At 65.0% G+C, this 20,023-nt stretch carries 16 protein-coding genes and 1 pseudogene; 8 read left to right on the top strand and 9 right to left on the bottom strand.

Annotated features, from left to right (window positions below; genetic code table 11):
- Position 1: 1 nt before the first annotated feature.
- Genes ACX9GQ_RS21340 through ACX9GQ_RS21315 form a run of 6 tightly spaced genes read right to left on the bottom strand, consistent with a single transcriptional unit; the run spans position 2 to position 10,418 of the window.
- Positions 2-868: a peptidylprolyl isomerase gene (locus ACX9GQ_RS21340; protein WP_459631618.1), complete on the bottom strand. Its 867-nt coding sequence runs from the start codon at positions 866-868 to the stop codon at positions 2-4.
- A 5-nt stretch (positions 869-873) separates the two neighbouring features.
- Positions 874-1,599 (bottom strand): respiratory nitrate reductase subunit gamma, encoded by a 726-nt coding sequence (gene narI / locus ACX9GQ_RS21335; RefSeq protein WP_459631617.1) that lies wholly within the window; start codon positions 1,597-1,599, stop codon positions 874-876.
- 11 nt (positions 1,600-1,610) lie between these two features.
- Positions 1,611-2,366 (bottom strand): nitrate reductase molybdenum cofactor assembly chaperone, encoded by a 756-nt coding sequence (gene narJ, locus ACX9GQ_RS21330; RefSeq protein ID WP_459631702.1) that lies wholly within the window; start codon positions 2,364-2,366, stop codon positions 1,611-1,613.
- On the bottom strand, positions 2,363-3,889 hold the full coding sequence (gene narH / locus ACX9GQ_RS21325; protein WP_459631616.1) for a nitrate reductase subunit beta: 1,527 nt from the start codon (positions 3,887-3,889) through the stop codon (positions 2,363-2,365). The genes narJ and narH overlap by 4 nt, the downstream gene beginning before the upstream one ends.
- Before the next feature lie 12 nt (positions 3,890-3,901).
- On the bottom strand, positions 3,902-7,648 hold the full coding sequence (locus ACX9GQ_RS21320) for a nitrate reductase subunit alpha (protein ID WP_459631615.1): 3,747 nt from the start codon (positions 7,646-7,648) through the stop codon (positions 3,902-3,904).
- Between the two features lie 28 nt (positions 7,649-7,676).
- Positions 7,677-10,418 (bottom strand): nitrate/nitrite transporter, encoded by a 2,742-nt coding sequence (locus ACX9GQ_RS21315; protein WP_459631614.1) that lies wholly within the window; start codon positions 10,416-10,418, stop codon positions 7,677-7,679.
- Positions 10,419-10,536: 118 nt separating this feature from the next.
- Between ACX9GQ_RS21315 and ACX9GQ_RS21310 the strand changes: the two genes are divergently transcribed.
- Positions 10,537-11,229, top strand: a complete 693-nt coding sequence (locus ACX9GQ_RS21310; RefSeq protein ID WP_459631613.1) for a cyclic nucleotide-binding domain-containing protein — start codon at positions 10,537-10,539, stop codon at positions 11,227-11,229.
- A gap of 140 nt (positions 11,230-11,369) precedes the next feature.
- Positions 11,370-11,774, top strand: coding sequence for a hypothetical protein (locus tag ACX9GQ_RS21305; RefSeq protein ID WP_459631612.1), 405 nt, complete (start codon positions 11,370-11,372; stop codon positions 11,772-11,774).
- Positions 11,775-11,810: 36 nt separating this feature from the next.
- Here ACX9GQ_RS21305 and ACX9GQ_RS21300 read toward each other — a convergent pair whose 3' ends face one another.
- The 3 genes from ACX9GQ_RS21300 to ACX9GQ_RS21290 form a co-directional block, all read right to left on the bottom strand.
- Complete coding sequence (locus ACX9GQ_RS21300) at positions 11,811-12,509, bottom strand: ABC transporter ATP-binding protein (protein ID WP_459631611.1); 699 nt, start codon at positions 12,507-12,509, stop codon at positions 11,811-11,813.
- 1 nt (position 12,510) lies between these two features.
- Positions 12,511-13,551 (bottom strand): ABC transporter permease, encoded by a 1,041-nt coding sequence (locus tag ACX9GQ_RS21295; RefSeq protein ID WP_459631610.1) that lies wholly within the window; start codon positions 13,549-13,551, stop codon positions 12,511-12,513.
- Between the two features lie 89 nt (positions 13,552-13,640).
- On the bottom strand, positions 13,641-14,804 hold the full coding sequence (locus ACX9GQ_RS21290; RefSeq protein WP_459631609.1) for an efflux RND transporter periplasmic adaptor subunit: 1,164 nt from the start codon (positions 14,802-14,804) through the stop codon (positions 13,641-13,643).
- A 248-nt stretch (positions 14,805-15,052) separates the two neighbouring features.
- Between ACX9GQ_RS21290 and ACX9GQ_RS21285 the strand changes: the two are divergent.
- From ACX9GQ_RS21285 to ACX9GQ_RS21260, 6 genes and pseudogenes are all read left to right on the top strand, one after another.
- Positions 15,053-15,690, top strand: a pseudogene (locus ACX9GQ_RS21285) (DDE-type integrase/transposase/recombinase); the annotation flags it as partial.
- 271 nt (positions 15,691-15,961) lie between these two features.
- On the top strand, positions 15,962-16,648 hold the full coding sequence (locus tag ACX9GQ_RS21280) for a hypothetical protein (protein ID WP_459631608.1): 687 nt from the start codon (positions 15,962-15,964) through the stop codon (positions 16,646-16,648).
- A 47-nt stretch (positions 16,649-16,695) separates the two neighbouring features.
- Positions 16,696-16,887, top strand: coding sequence for a hypothetical protein (locus ACX9GQ_RS21275; RefSeq protein WP_459631607.1), 192 nt, complete (start codon positions 16,696-16,698; stop codon positions 16,885-16,887).
- The gene (locus tag ACX9GQ_RS21270) at positions 16,880-17,104 is read left to right on the top strand and encodes a helix-turn-helix domain-containing protein (RefSeq protein ID WP_459631606.1); all 225 of its coding nucleotides are present in this window, start codon (positions 16,880-16,882) and stop codon (positions 17,102-17,104) included. Before ACX9GQ_RS21275 ends, ACX9GQ_RS21270 begins: the two co-directional genes overlap by 8 nt.
- Positions 17,105-17,253: 149 nt before the next feature.
- A complete protein-coding gene (locus ACX9GQ_RS21265) occupies positions 17,254-18,990 on the top strand; it encodes a hypothetical protein (protein WP_459631605.1) in 1,737 nt (578 codons plus the stop codon).
- Positions 18,987-19,949, top strand: coding sequence for a tyrosine-type recombinase/integrase (locus tag ACX9GQ_RS21260; RefSeq protein ID WP_459631604.1), 963 nt, complete (start codon positions 18,987-18,989; stop codon positions 19,947-19,949). The genes ACX9GQ_RS21265 and ACX9GQ_RS21260 overlap by 4 nt, the downstream gene beginning before the upstream one ends.
- Positions 19,950-20,023: the final 74 nt, after the last annotated feature.

The raw sequence follows: 20,023 nt of genomic DNA, 5'->3' as shown, positions 1-20,023 counted from the left end.
GTCACTGAACGAGCGGCGTGGCGCTGGATGCCAGATCCACTCCGCTGATCTCGGCCCGTCCCGCGAGAACCGTGATGTATTGTCGAACCGCCGTCCTCCAGACATAGCCGCTGAGCCAAGCCGCGATGCGCGATCGGACCGCCTCGAACGGGAGATCGCATCCGGCAATGCGCCGGTCGACCCAGACGACATGGAAGCCGAAGCGAGTCTCCACGGGCTCCGGCGCCACCTCGCCGACCGGAAGGTCCGGCAAAGCCGACTCGAACTCCGCAACGGTCTGACCGGGCCCTATCTGTCCCAGGCTGCCTCCGCAGTTGCGCGAGGGGCAGGCTGACGAGATCTCCGCCAATCCCGCGAATTTAGATGCATTCCCTCGAATGTCATCGATCAGGACCCTCGCGCGGGTTGCCGCCTCGGCGCGCTCGCGTGCGTTGCTCGGGTCGGCGGCGAGGAGAATGTGGCGCACCTCGTAGAGGTCCGGGGTGCGAAAGCGTTCCCGGTTGAAGGACCAGTAGCGGCGGCAGGCATCCTCCTCGGCCTCCGGCGTCTTCACTTCCCGTTCAACAAGGGCGCGCACCAGCGCCTCCTCGTCCGTCTCGCATCGTCCTTCCGCGTCCGAAGCGGGGACGGGCGTAAGCCCCAACCGACGCGCTTCCTGAAGCAGCAGCTCACGCACGACGAGCGCCCTGGCTGCTGCCTGCCATGCCTCGATCGGCTTGGACGCGGGATGGTTCTGGGTCTCCTGCGCGATTGCCGCCCTCGCGATGACGACGCCGTTGACGCTGACGGTCTTCGGTTTGGCCGCGATCTTTGGCTTGACGGAACAATCAGCCGGCTTGGAGGACGAGGTGTCGAGGGTGGCGGTCATGGGCGTCACTCGGCGGGTTGGGGCGTGCGGGGAACCGGGCCGCGAGGGGGGCGGCGTGAGCGAACGATCTGGTAGCCCTGACGGCCGAGGTACCAGACCGGCGCAGACCAGATGTGAACAAGGCGGGAGTAGGGAAAGATCAGGAAGATCGTCATGCCGAGGACGAGGTGGATCAGGTACGGCCACGCGAGTCCCTGCAGCGTGTGCGCATCGACCGGGGAGACCGTCAGGATTCCCTGCGCCCAGTGGGACAGGACCAGCATGACGGACCCGTCGCTGTGGGCCAGCGAGAACGGCAGCGTGAGCAGCCCCAGCAGCAACTGCACCCACAGGATGCCGAGGACTGCGAGATCCATGTAGGTCGAAGTCTGGCGAATGCGGATATCCGTCAGCCGCCGATGCAACAGCATCGAGAGCCCGACGAAGCAGACCGTCCCGGCTACGCCACCGGCCACGATCGCGATCATCTGCTTCTGGGCAGGCGTCATGATCAGCGTGTAGATCGCCGTCGGCGTCAGGAGGCCGACCGTGTGACCGACGAGAAGGAACAGGATCCCGAAATGGAAGAGGTTCGAACCGAGCCGCAGTTGGCGCTTGCGCAGCAGCTGGCTCGAACCCGCTTTCCACGTGTACTGCTCACGGTCGAAGCGGATGATGCTGCCGAAGACGAAGGACGACAGGCAGACGTAAGGATACCAGACGAAGAGAACGTGGAAGACCGCGTCGCGCATGGCGGGGCTCCTCAGGATCGGGCCGAAAGCGGCGTTGTGACGATGGTGCGAGGGCCGGTTCCGGGAACGGGCCCAAGACCAGGAGCGGGCCGACGCGCTTGCCGGAGCTTGGCGGCCAACCCATCCTTGCCGCAGTCGGCGACCGCGGCACCGGGGCCGAAGCGGACCTCTTCCTCTTCCCAGGAGGCGTCGAGCGCCTCCAGATCGTCGGGCTCCGGGTCCGGCTCGTCGCGCAGCGCTGCCAGCGCTTCCTCGTCCAGCACCGCAGCGGACAGCGAGACAAGTGCCGCGAAGACGGCCTCGTAGGGCGACTGGCGCTTCGATAGCCGCTCGCGCAGCGCGGCGAAGACATGGCCCGGCTGTCCGACGAGTTCGATGGCCTCCCTGGGATCGCGCGTCGCCGCGTATTCGAGGAAGAGCGGAAGGTAGTCGGGCAGTTCCGTGGCGACTGGGGAGAAGCCCGCCTCCTCGTAGATCCGGATCAGATCGACCATCGCCTGTCCCCGGGCACGGCTCTCGCCATGCACGTGTTCGAACAGATGGAGCGACAAGGAGCGGGTGCGATCGAAGAGCAGGACATACCGCTCCTGCGACTCGTAGAGATCGCGCGCCGCGATGTCGTCGATCAGCGATTCCAACTCCCTGCGGACGTCGGCAGAAAGAACATTCTCGCTCGCGAGCGCTGCCTTGAACTCCTCCCCTGCGGCCGTCATCTCCGGCGTGGGGTAGCTGAGAAGAGCCGATAGAACCCTGATCGTTTTCATCAGTAGGCTCCCATCTTGGGCTTGTCGTTCTTCACCTTGATCCCGCCGAACAGGTTGACCTCCTTGTCGGAGGGGAGACAGCCGTCGCCGAAAGTGAAACCGCACTCGCCACGCAGTTCGTAGGCGTCCTCCGTGATCTCGCGGTGCGCGGTGGGGATCACGAAGCGGTCCTCGTAGTTGGCAATCGCCATGATCTGGTACATCTCCTCGATCTGCTGTCCGGTCAGCCCGACTCTGCGCGCGATCGTTTCGTCGATGACACCGTCGACCGTCTTCGCCCGCATGTACGCCCGCATGGCGAGCATCCGTTCCAGACCGGCCGCCACCGGAGCCTCGTCTCCGGCGGTCAGCAAGTTCGCCAAATACTTCAATGGAATGCGAAGCGACTTCACGTCCGGCATGCCGCGATCGACGCCCATCTTGCCGGCGGTCGCCGCGGCGGTGATCGGCGACAGCGGCGGCACGTACCAGACCATGGGCAGGGTGCGGTATTCGGGGTGGAGGGGGAAGGCGACGCCCCACTCCATGGCCATCTTCCACACCGGCGACTTGCGGGCGGCCTCCAGCCATGGCTCCGGAATACCCTGCTCGAGCGCCTTCCTGACGATCGCCGGATCATTGGGATCGAGGAAGATGTCGAGCTGCGCCTTGTAGAGGTCCTTGTCGTCCGGGGCCGATGCCGCGCTCTCGATCCGGTCGGCGTCGTAGAGAACGACACCGAGGTAGCGGATCCGGCCGACGCACGTCTCCGAGCACACGGTCGGCTGTCCGGCCTCGATCCGCGGGTAGCAGAAGATGCACTTCTCGCTCTTCCCTGACGACCAATTGAAGTAGATCTTCTTGTAGGGGCAGCCGGAGACGCACATGCGCCAGCCGCGGCACTTGTCCTGGTCGATGAGGACGATGCCGTCCTCCTCGCGCTTGTAGATCGCCCCCGAGGGACAGGACGCCACGCAGGCCGGGTTGAGGCAGTGCTCGCACAGCCTTGGCAGATACATCATGAAGGTGTTCTCGAACTGTCCGTAGACCTCCTTCTGCACGCCTTCGAAGTTGACGTCGGCCGAGCGCTTCGAGAACTCGCCACCGAGAATCTCTTCCCAGTTCGGGCCCCACTCGATCTTCTCCATCCGTTGCCCGGTCACGAGCGAGCGCGGGCGGGCGGTGGGGAACGCCTCGAGCTCGGGCGCCTTCTGCAGATGCTCGTAGTCGTAGGTGAAGGGCTCGTAGTAGTCGTCGATTTCCGGAAGGTCCGGGTTCGCGAAGATGTTCGCCAGCACCCGCCACTTGCCGCCGATGCGCGGCTCGATCGTGCCGTTCTTCTTGCGGACCCAGCCGCCCTTCCAGCGCTTCTGGTTCTCCCAGTCCCTGGGGTAGCCGATGCCCGGCTTGGTCTCGACGTTGTTGAACCACGCGTATTCCATGCCCTCGCGGTTGGTCCACACGTTCTTGCAGGTCACCGAGCAGGTGTGGCAGCCGATGCACTTGTCGAGGTTCAGCACCATCGCGATCTGTGCGCGGATCTTCATGGGGGTGTTCCTTTATTCGGCGGCCTGAAGGGGGGAGGCGGTACCCTTGCGTGTGCCTTCCAGCCACTCCACTTTGGCGAGCTTACGCACCACAACGAACTCATCGCGGTTGGTGCCGATCGTGCCGTAGTAGTTGAAGCCGTAGGCGAGCTGGACGTAGCCGCCGATCATGTGGGTCGGCTTCAGCACCGCGCGGGTCACGGAGTTATGGATGCCGCCGCGCTGCCCGGTCATCTCGGATCCGGGGACGTTCACGATCTTCTCCTGGGCATGGTACATCATGACCATGCCCTCCTTGACGCGCTGGGATACCACCGCACGGGCGACGAGCGCGCCGTTGGCGTTGTAGGCCTCGATCCAGTCGTTATCGACGATCCCGGCCTTGCGGGCGTCGATCTCGCTGATCCACACGATCGGCCCCCCGCGCGACAGCGTCAGCATGAGCAGGTTGTCGGTGTAGGTGGAGTGGATGCCCCACTTCTGGTGCGGCGTGATGAAGTTGAGGACGATCTCCTTCTCGCCGTTGGGCTTGCTGCCCTGTACCGGCTTCACGGCGCGCAGGTCGACCGGCGGCCGGTAGACGCAGAAGCCCTCGCCGAAGGCACGCATCCACGGGTGGTCCTGGTAGAGCTGCTGGCGCCCGGTGAGCGTGCGCCAAGGGATCAACTCGTGGACGTTCGTGTAACCGGCGTTGTAGCAGACCTTCTCGCTTTCGAGGCCTGACCAGGTCGGCGCCGAGATGATCTTGCGGGGCTGGGCGACGACGTCGCGGAAGCGGATCTTCTCGTCCTCCTTGGGCAACGCCAGGTGGGCATGCTCCCGCCCGGTCGTCCTGGAGAGGGCTTCCCACGACTTCACGGCCACCTCGCCGTTGGTCTCGGGGGCAAGCATCAGAAGCACCTCGGCGGCGTCGATGTCGCTCTCGATGCGGGCCATGCCCTTGGTCGGACCTTCCTCGGTGACCACGCCGTTCAGGCGACGCAGCGCCTCGACCTCGTGCTCGGTCTTCCAGGCGATGCCCTTGATGCCATTCCCGACCTTCTCCATCAGCGGACCGAGCGCCGTGAAGCGCTTGTAGAGGTTGGGATAGTCGCGCTCGACCACAGTGACCGCCGGCATGGTCCGGCCGGGCACAGGCTCGCACTCGCCGTTCTTCCAGTCCTTGGGATCGAAGGGTTGGGCGATCTCGCCCGGACTGTCGTGCTGGATCGGCGAGAGCACGACGTCCTTCTCGACCCCCAGCACCTCCGGCGCGACGCGCGAGAAGGCCTTGGCGATGCCCTTGTAGATGTCCCAGTCGGAGCGGGCCTCCCAGCACGGGTCCACCGCGTTCGTCAGCGGGTGGATGAAGGGGTGCATGTCGGAGGTGTTGAGGTCGTTCTTCTCGTACCAGGTGGCGGTGGGAAGGACGATGTCGGAGTAGACGCAGGTCGTCGACATGCGGAAGTCGAGCGTGACCAGCAGGTCGAGTTTGCCGCGCGGCGCCTCGTCGTGCCAGCGCACCTCCCTCGGCTTCTCGCGACCTTCCTCGCCGAGATCCTTGCCGAGCACGCCGTGCGATGTCCCGAGCAGATGCTTGAGGAAGTACTCGTGGCCTTTGCCGGACGACCCGAGGAGGTTGGAGCGCCACACGAACATGTTGCGCGGGAAGTTCTCAGGTGAATCAGGATCCTCCCAGGCAAAGCCGAGTTCGCCGGACTTCAGCGCCGCGGCGACATAGTCCTTGACCTCGAGGCCGGCGGAGGCCGCCTTTTCGGCGACGCCCAACGGGTTCTGCTTCAGGGTCGGATAGGCCGGCAGCCACCCCATGCGCACGGCGCGAATGTTGTAGTCGATGATCGCCCCGTCCCACGGGCCGGGAGGCGCCGTCGGCGACACGATGTCGGCCGTGTGCATCGTCTCGTAACGCCACTGATCGGTGTGCGTGTAGAAGAACGACGTCGAGTTCTGCTGGCGGGGCGGGCGCCCCCAGTCCAGTGCGAAGGCGAGCGGAGCCCAGCCGGCCTGCGGCCTGAGCTTCTCCTGGCCCACGTAGTGCGACCAGCCGCCCCCGGACTGGCCGACGCAGCCGCACATGACCAGCATGTTGATCACGCCGCGGTAGTTCATGTCGGCGTGGTACCAGTGGTTCATCGCCGCGCCGATGATCACCATCGAACGGCCCTTGGTCTTCTCCGCGTTGGTGGCAAACTCGCGCGCGACCTGAATGATCTTGTCACGCGAGACGCCGGTGATCGTCTCGGCCCAGGCCGGAGTGTAGGGCACGTCGTCGTCGAGCGAGGCCGCGACATTGGCGCCGCCGAAGCCACGGTCGACGCCGTAGTTGGCGAGGAAGAGATCGTGCACCGTGGCGACGAGTGTATCTCCGCCCAGGAGCGCGAGCCTCTTAACCGGCACTAGGCGTTCCAGGACGGAGGCGTGCGCCGTGTGGGTGAAGTGCTCGTTCTCGATGTTGCCGAAATAGGGGAAGGCGACGTTCTCGAAGCCGTCATTGGATTCGGTGAGGGACAGGCGCAACGTCGTCGAGCGCCCCTTCGACTCGCGTTCCTCGATGTTCCACTTGCCTGTCTCGCCCCAGCGGAAGCCGACGGATCCATTCGGGACGACGATCTCGCCGGAGACTTCGTCGCAGGCGACCGTCTTCCACTCGGGGTTGTTGGTCTCGCCGAGTGCGGCATCGAAGTCGGAGGCGCGTAGCAACCTGTCGGGGACGAGCCGGCCGTCCTGCTGCACGAGCTTCACCAGCATCGGCATGTCCGTGTACTGGCGGACGTAGTCCCGGAAGTACGGGACCTGACGGTCGACGTGATACTCCTTGAGAATGACGTGGCCCATGGCCATCGCCAGTGCGGCGTCCGTGCCCTGCTTGACCGAGAGCCAGATGTCTCCGAACTTCGCGGCCTCCGAGTAATCCGGACAGATCACCGCGCTCTTGGTGCCGCGATAGCGCGCCTCGGTGTAGAAGTGCGCATCCGGCGTGCGCGTCTGTGGGACGTTCGAGCCCCACAGGATGATGAAGCCGGCATTGTACCAATCGGCGCTCTCGGGGACGTCCGTCTGCTCGCCCCACGTCTGCGGCGAGGAAGGCGGCAGGTCGCAGTACCAATCGTAGAAGGACATGCACACGCCACCGAGGAGCGACAGGTAACGTGACCCCGCGGCGTAGGAGACCATCGACATCGCCGGGATGGGCGAGAATCCGATGACGCGGTCGGGTCCCCAGGTCTTCGCCGTGTAGGCGTTCGCCGCCGCGATGATCTCGTTGACCTCGTCCCAGCTCGAGCGGACGAAGCCCCCATGCCCGCGCACCGAGGTGTACGCATCACGCTTCGCGGGGTCCTCGACGATGCTCTTCCACGCCGCGACGGGCGTCCGCGTGGCGCGGGCCTCGCGCCACAGCCTGACCAGACGCGAGCGGACCAGCGGGTACTTCACCCGGTTGCCCGAGTAGAGGTACCAGCTGTAGCTGGCACCGCGGGCGCAGCCCCGCGGCTCGTGGTTGGGCAGGTCAGGCCGCGTCCGGGGATAGTCGGTCTGCTGCGTCTCCCAGGTGACGATGCCGCCCTTGACGTAGATCTTCCACGAGCAGGACCCGGTGCAGTTGGCACCGTGCGTCGAACGGACGATCTTGTCGTGCTGCCAGCGCTTCCGGTAGCCGTCCTCCCAGCGTCGGTCCTCGGTGGTGGTGATGCCGTGGCCGTCGGCGAAGGGTTCCGTCACCCTCCGGAAGAACGTCAGGCGGTCGAGAAACTGGCTCATGGTCGCGTACCTCTTTGGGGGACGACGGTTATTCGGCCGGGCGCAACGTGGGCGCCGATGGGCCGCCGCGCTCGACATCGGACAAAAGCCCTCCGCGACGCGTGTAGACGGCCCACGTGATCGCGATGCAGCTCAGGTAGAAGGCGAGGAAGCCGTAGAGCGCCGCGCTTGCCCCCCCGGTCATGGCGATCGAGGTGCCGAAGCTCTTGGGGATGAAGAAGGCCCCGTATGCGGCGACGGCGGAGGTGAAGCCGATGATGGCGGCCGCCTCCTTGTCCGACTGCTTCACCCGCTCCGCAGCCCCAAGTCCCGGCTCCAGCCGCGCCACTTCCTTGCGCATAATCGCGGGGATCATCTGGAAGGTGGAGGCGTTGCCGACGCCACTGGCGGCGAACAGGAAGAGGAAGCTCGCAAAGAAGACGGGGAACGAGCTGGCGCTTCCGGTCATGGAGATGGCGTAGAGGACGCCGATCACACCGAGGCTCATGGCCACGAAGACCCAGAGCGTGATGCGGCCACCGCCGATCCGGTCGCAGGCCTTGCCGGCGCCTGCGCGCGAGACCGCCCCGACCAACGGGCCGAGGAAGGCGTACTGGAGAGCGTTGACCTCGGGGTAGAGGATCTTGGAGAGCAGTGGGAACGCGGCCGAGAAGCCGATGAAGGATCCGAAGGTGCCGGTGTAGAGCCAGCACATGATCCAGTTGTGGGTCCGGCGGAAAATGACCGCCTGGTCGGCGAAGCTCGCCTTCATCGAAGCGATGTCGTCCATGCCGAACCAGGCAGCAAAGGCCGAGGCGACGATGAAGGGCACGAACACGAAGCCGGCGTTCTGAAGCCAGAGCGTCGAGGTGATCCCGGCCACGGTCGCCGTCTGCGGTGCACCCCCCAGCGTGCCGAACACGCCTGCCGTGATGGCGAGGGGAACGACGAACTGGACGACGCTGACGCCGAGGTTCCCGAGGCCGGCGTTGATGGCGAGCGCATTGCCCTTCTCCGACTTCGGGAAGAAGAACGAGATGTTGGCCATCGAGGAAGCGAAATTGCCTCCGCCGAAGCCGCAGAGCAGCGCGAGGACCAGGAAGATCCAGTAGGGGGTCGCAGGGTTCTGGACGGCGAACCCCATTCCGAGCGCGGGCACGACAAGTGACCAGGTCGCGAGCGTCGTCCAAAGGCGGCCGCCGAAGATGGCGGGCATGAAGCTGTAGACGATGCGCAGCGTGGCGCCCGAGAGGCCGGGCATTGCGGCCAGCCAGAACAGTTCATCGTTGTTGAAGCTGAAGCCGACGGACGGCAGCTTCGCGACGACCACCGACCACACCATCCACACCGCGAAGGATAGCAGGAGGCACGGCACGGAGATCCACAGGTTCCGCCGCGCGATGCTGCGTCCCTGCGTCTGCCAGAAAGCCGGGTCCTCGGGCTGCCAGTCGACGATGGCGCCCTTGGCCGCCAGCGCCCCAGCCTGCCTGGGACCATGCAGGGACTGCATTTCCGGCAGCTCCGGCAGTTCCCTCGGCGATACCCCGGACTCGATCGCGACGCGTTCCATCTGCCGGATGGCGACGTGCATCCAGACCAGCGCAACGGTGACGATCGCGAACAGCAGCCAGAAGCAACTCTGCCAGACGCCGGTGAGGTCGTTGAGCGCGCCGAAGGCAATCGGCAACACGAAGCCGCCGAGGCCGCCGACAAGGCCGACGACACCGCCAACCGCTCCGACGCGACCGGGATAGTAGACGGGGATGTGCTTGTAGACCGCTGCCTTGCCTAGGCTCATGAAGAAGCCGAGGACGAAGGCAACCACGACGAACCCCGTGAGGCCCATGCTGGTCGAGAATTCGACCGGACCGCGGATGCCGTCCACCACGTAGTGTGTCGGCGGGTAGGAAAGGATGAATGTGCACACGACTGAGACCAGGAAGGTCCAGTACATGATGGTACGGGCACCGTACTTGTCGGAGAGGTGCCCGCCATAGGCCCTGAAGATCGATGCCGGTATCGAGTACATCGCGCCGATCATGCCGGCGGTGGCGATATCCAGTCCGTAGACGCCGATCAGATAGCGGGGAAGCCATAGCGCCAGCGCGACGAACGCACCGAAGACGAAGAAGTAGTAGAGCGAGAAACGCCAGACCTGCAGGTTCTTCAGCGGCTCCATCATGGCCGCGAGTGACTCCGGCTTCTGGCCCGCGGCGCGTCGACGTGCGAGATCCGGATCATCCTTCGTGAACAGGAAGAAGACGACGGCCGTCAGGGCCAGCACCGCGGCCCATACCAGCGCGACCGTCTTCCACCCATAGGCGACCATGATCACCGGGGCAGCGAACTTGGTCACCGCTGCACCGACGTTGCCCGCGCCGAAGATGCCCAGCGCCGTACCCTGCTTCTCCTTCGGATACCACTTGGCTACGTAGGCCACGCCGACGGAGAACGACCCTCCGGCGATGCCGACGCCAAGCGCGGCGAGGAGAAACGTCGTGTAGTCGTAGGCTTGTGTGAGGAGGACCGTCATCGCCGCCGCGGACAGCATCGTCAGCGTGTAGACGATGCGGCCGCCGTACTGGTCCGACCAGATTCCGAGAATGAGACGGATCAGCGAGCCCGTCAGGATCGGCGTGCCGACGAGCAGGCCAAACTGGGTGTCGGTGAGACCGAGGTCTTTCTTTATCTGAATCCCGATGATCGAGAATATAGTCCAGACGGCAAAGCACACAGTGAATGCGATGGTCGATAACCAGAGCGCCCGGCTCGAATCCTGGGACGAGTCCATGTCAGCCTCCTAACGGCGAGCTAACATTGGTGCGTCCAGCGCCTCCTATCGTTGATCCTCGTCAACGCACGACGTGTTTTTCCAATCTACATCATCAATCTGCTGTTCGAGTGAACCCATGCGAGCCAGCGACGCCTATCTCGTCCGCGGTTTCCCCATTTTCCGAGGGGTTTCAGAGGACGTCTTCTCGAGCATCATCGCGCACGCGCAACTGCGCGAGGTCCAGCCCGGCGAAATCCTTCTTCGGGAAGGCGAACGTCCGACTCATCTCTTCGTGCTTCTGCACGGCCTGGTAGAGACCTGGGCGTCCCACGGGGAGAAGAACGTCACTCTCGCCTTCGTCCGTCCGCCCGCCGCCTTCATCGTCGCGGCGGTCTGGATGAACCAGCCGCAGCTCACCTCCGCCCGCGCCAGCGTCCCTTCGCGCGTGCTTGCCATCCCCGCGGATGTGGTTCGCGATGTGATGGCGGTTGACCGGGACTTCTGTGCCGCCGTGGGCCTGGAACTGGCGATCCGATACCGGGACGTGCTGAAGGAGTTGAAGAACCAGCGGATGCGAAGTGCTACCGAGCGGCTGGCGAACTGGCTCCTCGCGGAGAGTACGGTCGCCGGTGGCGACTCATTTGATCTTGAAGTCGGGCGATCCGTTCTTGCAGCCCGTCTCGGTATGACCGTAGAGCATCTGTCACGCGCCTTTGCACAACTTCGCGAGAATGGAGCCATGATCAGTGGAACAAGAGTGACGATCCAGAGAGATCGACTCGAGATTTTTGCGAAGCCGAGCGCCTTGATGGATGGCAGTGACATCTAAAGAAAGCGGGATCACTCACAGCCGTCATCGGAAGAAGTCACAGCGCTCGCGGAGCCCGCACCTCCTCGACTGTCGGGTTGCTGCAAACAGGGGACGCACACCGTGCCGTCACGTGGATCTCGCCGGAACAGGACATTGGCATGGGGACGCATCCATTTCGCCGAAATCACGTCATCGGCATTTTCGCGGTGGTCTTTGGACTGCTGACGTTGTTCTCCGGTGGGACGGCGCTCTTTGGTGGGCCCGAGGCACGTGACGCGGTAGGGAAAGCTGTTCCATTCGTCCTGTGGTTCAATTTTCTAGCCGGCTTCGCCTACGTGTTTGCGGGGTTCGTGGTCCTGAAAGATCACCCCACGGCGGCGCGGCTCTCGCTCGCCATATTCTTCGCGACGCTTCTGGTGTTCCTGGCGTTTCTGGTTCATGTGATCAGCGGCAGGCCCTATGAGGTACGGACTGTGTTCGCGATGATCCTCAGATGCGCAGTCTGGCTTGGAATTAGTCTTGCAGTTTGGCCGCGCCTGAAATCGGGGAGATTCGTTCCGTAGTGTGGACATGATCCATAACGTCTGTTGATTTTCGGATCACGCCCGCTTTGGTTCGTTCTCGATCCGTCCGTCACGTAGGGAAATCAATCGATCGAAGTGCGAAAAGATCTTTTCGTCATGCGTGACGGTGACGATCGCCGCCTCGTGTTCCCGCGCCAGCCGACGCAGTAGATCCATCACGATACCCGCTCGTTCCGAATCGAGAGCCGCGGTCGGTTCGTCGGCCAAGATGATCCGTGGATTGTTGGCGAGCGCCCTCGCGATGGCGACGCGCTGGGCCTCGCCGCCGGATAGAAAGGCCGGGTAGGCGTCGCGCCTGTTTGCTACCTGCAGGTCCTCCAGCAAAGCGACAGCTCGCACCCTCGCAGCATCGGCCGGTAGGCCTGCGAGGGACAGCACAAGGGCGACGTTCTCCGTGACTGAAAGGAATGGTATGAGATTGTGCGTCTGGAAGATGAAACCGATGTGATCAAGGCGGAGCCTGCGCAGGTCCGCGGCTAGCAAGCGACTGTCAAAGATGATCCGCCCATCGAGCACCAGCCTTCCTGATGACGGTTCGACGATACAACCGATGATGTTGAGCAGGGTCGTCTTGCCGGAGCCGCTTGGACCCTTCAGGCCAACGACTTCGCCCGCCTCTACAGCAAGTGACACCTCCCGTAATGCATCGACGCGGGTTGCACCTTCGCCAAAATGCTTCGAAACCTGATCCACGACGATGAGCGGCTCGGGCAAATCAGCCCCCTAGCGCCTTGGCCGGGTCAATGCGCAGGGCGAGCCGGACGCCGAGTCCGCTGGCGAGAACACAGACCATCAGCACTACAAGACCGAGGAGCACGACGTCCTCGGAGACGATAATGACCCGTCGCGGAAACATGTCCTTGAATAGTGAAATCAGGAGGGCGCCAAGGCCATAGCCGACGGCACCCATCAGGAGTGACTGCTGAACGATCAGACCGACGATGGTTCGGTCCGGAGCTCCAATTAGCTTCAGCGTCGCAATTTCCCTGAGTTTGTCAATCGTCAAGGTGTAGATGATTAATGCAATAATGACGGTGGAAACAATCATCAGGATAGACGTGAAAAGGCCGATCTGCCGTCGCGCCATTTCGACGACGGAGCGAGTCAATATTTCTTCTTGTTCGGTCTGTGTAAGTGCGGCTAGATGTTTCCAGCGGCGGATTGTCTCGGCAACATAATTTAGGTTTGCGTTGTCATCGAGCACGGCCACGACCGCGTTGACGATTCCAGCATTGCTGCTTCCGCCGCCGCGCGCGAGCTCCCGTCGCTGTGCGGACGGGGCAAGATCGAACTGAAGCCGCTGAGCATCCTGTAGGGTCATGAAGACAACGGGATCTCCCCCAGTTGCAACTTGTCCCCGGGTCGTTCCGACGACAGCGAAGCGGCTACGGCCCAGAACAATCACGTCTCCAGGCACCAATCCGCTCCGTTCGTCCGCGACAAGTTCGAAGCGATCCGATGCGATGGTACGACCCTCCGAAGGCGGAGGAGGCCCCCCCGGCCGACCCAACTCGAAGCCCACGACATACAGCCGCAGCATCGCGCCACGGAACGGAGCCTCAACGGATTGGTAAGTCAGTGCCCCGGCAGCCTTCACTCCGGCAACACGGGCGATAGCATCACGCGTGTCGGCAGGAATGCGAGAGGCTTCCGCAAAGGGACCGCGAGTGCGGACATCGACGACCCAGAGATGTGCACCGGGTGCCCGCGCCACGCCAAGCGCATCCGCGACAAGCCCACGATAGATGCCGATCATGGACATCACGACGCCAAGGAGAAGGCTCAGCCCGACGCACGTCAGGAGAAACCTGCCGGAATTGTGCCTGATATCGCGTACCGCGAGGTTCACGAGCCGTCCCCCGACGTCGCGATGGCGGCTCGGCCAACACTGGCGCCTTTCACGGGACCGGTGACGGGAAGCGCGCCGTCAAGTCCGGACAGTATCTCGTACCGTCCGTCGAGCGTCCTGCCGCCCAATGTCACGGATCGGCGGACGAGACGGCGATCGGCAACCGCCCACACATCGCCCCGGTCGTGAACCAGGCCGTCGATCGCCATCTCCGGGACGAAGAGACCGCGCTGAATCATGCCTGTGCGTACCACCACTTCCGATTGTTCGCCGAGCACAAAGGTGGAGGGACAGTCGTCGCAGGTGATGAAGATGCGTCTCTCCTCGTTGACCCTGTCGCTTTCAAGCCCGATCCGTGCGACCCGGCCGCGGAAGACACGCCCAGGCAGCGAACGGAGCCGGATGGTTGCGTGCTGTCCCTCCGTCACGGATCCGGAGCGGCCCTCGTCGAGATAGGCCAGGATCCAATAGGTCGCCGGATCCACCAGCATGAAGACCGGCTCGCCTGGAGCAACTACGCTTCCGAGTTCCTTTGTTCGACCCACGACGAGACCGGCGAATGGCGCGAGCAGATCGTGCTGGGACAACACCACGGCCTCAAAGCCGGCTTGTGCCCTTGCGTCTCCCAGTCGGGCTCGCGCTGCAGCCACGTCGCTGGTGGTGACCAAGGTGTCGGCTTGTGCGGTTGTCTCGTTTAGTTGCGCCTCCTCAGCCTGCTCGATGGAGACAGCGCCGCGAACGAGGAGTGCCTGCCGACGCTGGTTCGTCTGCTGGCGTTGGGCATAGACCACGCTTGCTCGGTTCGCCGCGGCTTCGGCGACCGCGAGCGCAGCCTCTGCACTTGCAATGCCCGCCTTTGCCCGAGCCGTTCGGGCCTCTTGCTCACGCGAGTCAATGCGCGCCAGCCGCGTTCCGGCCGCCACAAGGTCTCCGTGATCCGCGGCCAGTTCGACGATGGTGCCGGCGAGCCGAAAGCCAAGGCGCGTCACGACCCGTGCCTCGACGGTACCGAGCGCGAAGACCTCGATGGGCTGGTCGCTGATCGGATCTGCGACGGTCACTCTCACCGGACTCGAGCGATTATACCAAATGCCCCCGCCGACGACCGCAAGGATGCCGGTCACTGCCAACGCGAATTTCACGGTGCGATGCATCTGCATTCGAGGATCTACCGGCAGGAACGTGCGCAACCATATCAGCCTGCAAACTTCCGAACTTGACCTGCAACAACCACAAAGCGAAAGCCTCCCGCGTTGGATGCCGAAGGCTCACACCAGGGACAACGTCAACTGTGCTCCGCGCTGCCTCCTCGCGCGGTCGCAGCGGGCTCAATCGGCGACCGATCCTGCTGTAGCCGCAGCAACTGTGGAATCATGATCAACATTGGCTCCGCGGGCTCACGCCGGCGGAAGATGTCGACTGTGGCCTTCATCGCATCGAGCGGCTGTTGCGGGCGCAGGCGCTCCGGGCGAGGCCCCGCCGCGGCGCCCTGCCCAATGATGACGGCCGGTGCTCGACCATCGCTCCCAATACGCCCGATCGGGAGGTCCACGCAGAGCGCGCAAACCAGCGACGGCTCGCGGACTTCAACTATATCCGGACGACCGACGGCTGGCTTTACGTGGCCGCGGCCATCGACCTGTTCTCACGACTGTTGTGGGCTGGCTGATGAAGGCCGAGATGACGGCGCAACTCGCCACAGACGCACTGGTCATGGCGATCTGGCTGGGCGGCAGGCCGGATGCCCTGATGCATCGCTCATTTCGGGGCAGCCAATATGCGGGCGAACAGTTCTAGAGGCTGATGGTCGACAAGGGCGAGGACTGCTCGATGAGCCGATATTCTGAAACGTCTAGGACGACGGGGCGATGAGGAGATTCCCCTCCTCCCTCGAGGTCGAGAGGATCAGGGGCCGCGTGTACCGCACGCGGGATGAGGCGCGAGCCGACATGTTCGACTCAATTGAGATTTTCTACGATCCAGCAAGCAGGCTCGGTACTGCTGTCGCCCGACGAGTTCGAACGGCGGGACAAAGCGCAAGCCTAAGACGTCAAGAAAACTTGGGCGGTTCAATGTTTTGTGGGAGCCTTGTGCCTACAATCGCGGAGCGGAGACCTGCCGCCTGGGCGTGGGGACTGGGTCGAAGCAAGCGTGACCAGCTTGCTCAATTGATGCGGTCGGACGGCCATTCTCGTGCCCGTCGGCAGCGCCTGCACAGCGCCCCAGATTGCCCCCTTCCTGGACTAACGCCCTCCGGTGCACTGACTTCTCGTTTCGGTCGATTGCCAAGGCCGGCCCTGCAGACATGATGGGCCGCATGTCCCAGCTGCCTTCCTCCTTGGTCGACAGGATTCGAGCCGACCTCGCCACCTATCGTCGCCGTGTCGCGATGCAGCCCGACCGCGTCCAGCGTGTCGCGGCTCTCCAGTTCCTCCTGAAGCAGTCCGACCTGGTGTCAGCGTGGCTGCGGAAGAACCCGTCGTCTGCGAAGGCGGCTCTGTCAGACGGGTTCCTGCCGCTGCTGGGGCTGATGCTGTCGCCGTACGGGATGGAGCGGTTGCTGGGGTCGATCGGCTGGAGCTTCGACGAGCGCGCGATCGAGGACGGCATGGCCCGGCGCGGTCGCGGCGACGTGGTGACGTTCGACCGCCTCACGCACGTGACCCGCCAGTCGGTCGCCGTGCAGGCGGGACCGCTCCTCCTCGCGAAGCTGATCGAGACGCTGCGCGAGCCTCTGGAGCAGGCGCTGCGGATGGAGAAGCGCCACAAGGGCGGCCGCCCGCAGGACGTCGAGCGGAACTACGTTGTCGATACGCTGGCCGGTGCGTGGGAGGTCGAGCATGGAACTTCGGCCCCGAGCGGCAAGACAGGACCGTTCTACTGCCAGTGTCGCAAGGTTCTCGTCGACCTGAACCTGAACACCGACGGGCTTGCGGATTGCATTCGCAGGACCGTCCGCCGGCGCCGCAGCGAGCAGACACGGGCGCGGCAAAACCCCCGCTGATTGTCGTCGGGGTTTTGCTATCCAAGGTTGGCTCCTGAAGGCCCACCTTGGCCGTCATGAAGCGACGGCCTCATCACCAGCGGGACACGCCGGTCCCCTCCCCGAGCACTCCCGGCCCGTCGGCCCTCGTCGGCCTCGCGCGCCTTCTGGCGCGGGCCGCGGCGCGTGAGCTGCGGGACGAGGGTCATGAGACGAAGCCCGTCGCGGTCGAGCCGAAGACGGAGACCGACGATGCGTAACGCCGATGCTGGCGCCCGCCAGCCCAATCCCACCCCTGGCAACACGGGTTCCTGGCTGCCCACGCTGCTGACCGTCTCCGACGTCGCGGATGTGCTCAGGGTCAGCACGCGCACGGTGCGCCGCCTGATCAAGTCCGGGGCGCTGGCCAGCGTGACGGTGGGTCGGTCCGTCCGTGTCCGCGCGGAGGACCTGGCGACGCTGACGCGGCCCCGGTGACAGTGACGGACGGGAGTAGACAACCATGAACAGCCACAAACACTTACATATTACTCGTTATTACATGGCTCGTCAAACCGGATTGCTTGCGTGTGCTATGTTCTCACGAATTGACACGGTTTTCCTCCTCTGTCATCACGAGGTCACTCATGTCCACATCTGAGGCTTCACGAGCCACCCTCGCCGACGTCGTCGCGGCCATCCAGGCCGCAGACCTCTCCCCGCAGCGGCGCCAGAACATGGCGTCGGCGGTCCGCACCGTCGCCCGCGCCCTGGGGCGCGACCCCGACCAGATCCCCGTCGATCCGCAAGCCCTCGGGCTCCGGCTGGCCTTAGTGACGGCCGAGCAGCTCGGCCTCTCGCCCGGACGCTGGAACAACATCCGGTCGCTGCTGCGGGCTTCGCTGGCACTGGTGCGACCGGTGATGAAGGGGCGGTCGACGACGCCGATGTCGGCGGCGTGGCAGGCCCTGCACGATGCGCTGCCGAAGCGGGCCGATCGCGTCCGGCTATCGCGTCTGATGCGCTGGCTGTCCGAGCGACAGATCGGCCCCGACGCCGTGACGCTCGACGACCTGATGGTGTTCAAGGCGGAGCTGTTCGAGGACGCCCTGCTGAAGGATCCGGAGAAGACGTGGACGGACTTTGCCGTGGCATGGAACCGCGCCGGGTCACGGACGGACGGCTTCCCCTCGGTCCACATCGAGCGGCCGTCGCGGCGCGAGGTCTATGTCCTGCCGTGGTCGGCGTTCCCGCCGTCCCTAAGGCAGGACGTCGACGCGTGGCTCGACCGGCTCGCCGGGCGCGACTTCGCCGACGACGGGCCGGCGCGTCCCGCTCGTCCCAGCACACTCGCGACGCGCGCGTACCAGTTGCGGTCCTTCGCCTCGGCGCTGGTGCACCGGGGGCGGGATCCGCAGACGCTGCGGACCCTTGCCGACCTCATCGTCCTCGACGCCTTCAACGAGGGCCTGCGCTTCTACTACGAGCGCAAGGGCAAGCAGACGTCGTCGACGCTCCACGACATGGCGTCGATGCTGAAGGGCGTGGCGCGGCACTGGGTGAAGGTGCCGGAGTCGGACCTTTCGAAGATGGCCACGGTGGTGAAGCGGCTCGCCGTGCCGCAGGAGGGGCTCACGCGCAAGAACCGGGAGCGGCTGCGCCCCTTCGACGATCCGCAGGCGGTGGACGCGCTGCTGGGCCTGCCGGCCCGGCTGCGCGACGAGGTGGACCGGGGGCTGCTGCCCGGCAAGCGGGCGTCGGTGCGCGCGGGCCTCGCGCTCGCCATCGAGCTGCTGCTGGTCGCGCCCGTGCGGCGGAAGAACCTCGCCGCCATCGAACTGGAGACCCATCTCGTCCGCGTGGGCGGGCGCTGGCACCTGATCTTCGAGGACCACGAGGTGAAGAACCGGCAGGTGCTGGAGTTCATCCTTCCGGAGCGGACGGTCGAGTTGCTGGAGTGGTACCTGCGCGAGCACCGGCCCGTGCTTGCCGGCGCCGACACGAAGGCGCTGTTCCCGGGTCGTGAGAGGCAGGCCAAGCGGGGCAACACGCTGGGCACGCAGATCGCCGAAGTGGTGCACCGGTACACGGGGCTGACCATCAACCCGCATCTCTTCCGGCATATCGCGGCGAAGCTCTACCTCGACGTGCGCCCCGGCCATTACGAGGTCGTGCGCCGGGTGCTCGGGCACAAGAAGTACTCGACGACAACCGGCTTCTATTGCGGCGCGGAGTCGACGACGGCGGCCATCCACTTCGACGACGTGGTCCTTGGCCGGATGCGGCAGGCGGCGGAAGCCTCGAAGCGACTTTCTACCAAGGCGACTAAGCCGCGTTCCGGGGCCGTGAAGACAGCGGGCAAGCCCAAGGAGCCTCGGCGATGAGCGGCGGACCCTACGGACGCGGCAAGGCGCCGGAGCGCGCCTGCATGAAGGTCGCCGACTGGCCGGTGACGGATCGCCGCCTCTGGCAGGAGGCGCTCACGCCGGTCGATCCGTTCGAGCCGACCGGCGGGACGCGCGCGGGCCACTCGCGGGCCTCGAACTTCAAGACCGCGAAGGGCTACGGGCGCTGGCTCACCTGGCTCGCCACGACGGGCCAGCTCGGCACCGACGCGGCCCCGCACTCCCGGATCACCCGCGACCGCGTGAAGGCCTATGTCGAGCAGCTGGAGGGGCTCGGCAACGGCGGGCAGTCGATCCTCTCGCGGCTGCAGGAGCTGGGCGACTTCGCCCGCGCCGTCGCGCCGGACCACGACTGGTCGTTCATCAACCGCATCGCGTCGAAGGTCCGTGCTCGGACCGTGCCCGTGCGCGACAAGCGGGCTAAGCTCGCCACCACGATGGAGCTGCTCGGCCTCGGGCTCGATCTGATGGAGAGCGCGCAGCACCAGTCGACGCCGCGTCTCGCCGCCCTGGCCTATCGTGACGGGCTCATCATCGCCCTCCTCGCGCTGCGCCCGCTACGTCGGCGCAACCTGGCGGGCCTCGTCCTTGGAGACACGCTTGTCCAGGTCGGGAGCACATGGATGCTGCGGATCGCGCCGCAGGACACCAAGACCCGCCAGCCGATCGAGATCCCGTGGCCGGCGGCGCTCGCGGTCCACCTCGGGGTCTACCTTGCCGTGCACCGGCCGGTCCTCTCCGCTCTGAAGAGCCGCTGGGCGAAGCCGATCGGGGATGCGCTCTGGGTCTCCTCGCACGGCTCGCCGATGTCGAAGTCGGCGCTCTACGACCAGATCCGGCAGCGCACCCGCGAAGGTCTCGGCAAGGACGTCAACCTGCACCTCTTCCGCGACGCCGCCGCGACCACCCTCGCCGTCGAGGACCCGAAGCACGTCTGACCTGCCACTGAGTTTTTCCTCCACCCGGAGTTAGAGTCCGGCCCTTCGAAGGGCGGACAGATGAAGCGAGCACG

This window comes from Alsobacter sp. R-9 (assembly GCF_054612375.1).
Note: the sequence above shows the minus strand (reverse complement) of the source record. Positions and strands in the feature narration are given on the sequence as shown.

Coding starts and splice junctions, on each gene's coding strand:
- ACX9GQ_RS21340 (WP_459631618.1), bottom strand. CDS start 868: ATGACCGCCACCCTCGACACCTCGTCCTCCAAGCCGGCTGATTGTTCC.
- narI (WP_459631617.1), bottom strand. CDS start 1,599: ATGCGCGACGCGGTCTTCCACGTTCTCTTCGTCTGGTATCCTTACGTC.
- narH (WP_459631616.1), bottom strand. CDS start 3,889: ATGAAGATCCGCGCACAGATCGCGATGGTGCTGAACCTCGACAAGTGC.
- ACX9GQ_RS21320 (WP_459631615.1), bottom strand. CDS start 7,648: ATGAGCCAGTTTCTCGACCGCCTGACGTTCTTCCGGAGGGTGACGGAA.
- ACX9GQ_RS21315 (WP_459631614.1), bottom strand. CDS start 10,418: ATGGACTCGTCCCAGGATTCGAGCCGGGCGCTCTGGTTATCGACCATC.
- ACX9GQ_RS21310 (WP_459631613.1), top strand. CDS start 10,537: ATGCGAGCCAGCGACGCCTATCTCGTCCGCGGTTTCCCCATTTTCCGA.
- ACX9GQ_RS21305 (WP_459631612.1), top strand. CDS start 11,370: ATGGGGACGCATCCATTTCGCCGAAATCACGTCATCGGCATTTTCGCG.
- ACX9GQ_RS21295 (WP_459631610.1), bottom strand. CDS start 13,551: ATGATCGGCATCTATCGTGGGCTTGTCGCGGATGCGCTTGGCGTGGCG.
- ACX9GQ_RS21290 (WP_459631609.1), bottom strand. CDS start 14,804: ATGCAGATGCATCGCACCGTGAAATTCGCGTTGGCAGTGACCGGCATC.
- ACX9GQ_RS21280 (WP_459631608.1), top strand. CDS start 15,962: ATGTCCCAGCTGCCTTCCTCCTTGGTCGACAGGATTCGAGCCGACCTC.
- ACX9GQ_RS21270 (WP_459631606.1), top strand. CDS start 16,880: ATGCGTAACGCCGATGCTGGCGCCCGCCAGCCCAATCCCACCCCTGGC.
- ACX9GQ_RS21265 (WP_459631605.1), top strand. CDS start 17,254: ATGTCCACATCTGAGGCTTCACGAGCCACCCTCGCCGACGTCGTCGCG.
- ACX9GQ_RS21260 (WP_459631604.1), top strand. CDS start 18,987: ATGAGCGGCGGACCCTACGGACGCGGCAAGGCGCCGGAGCGCGCCTGC.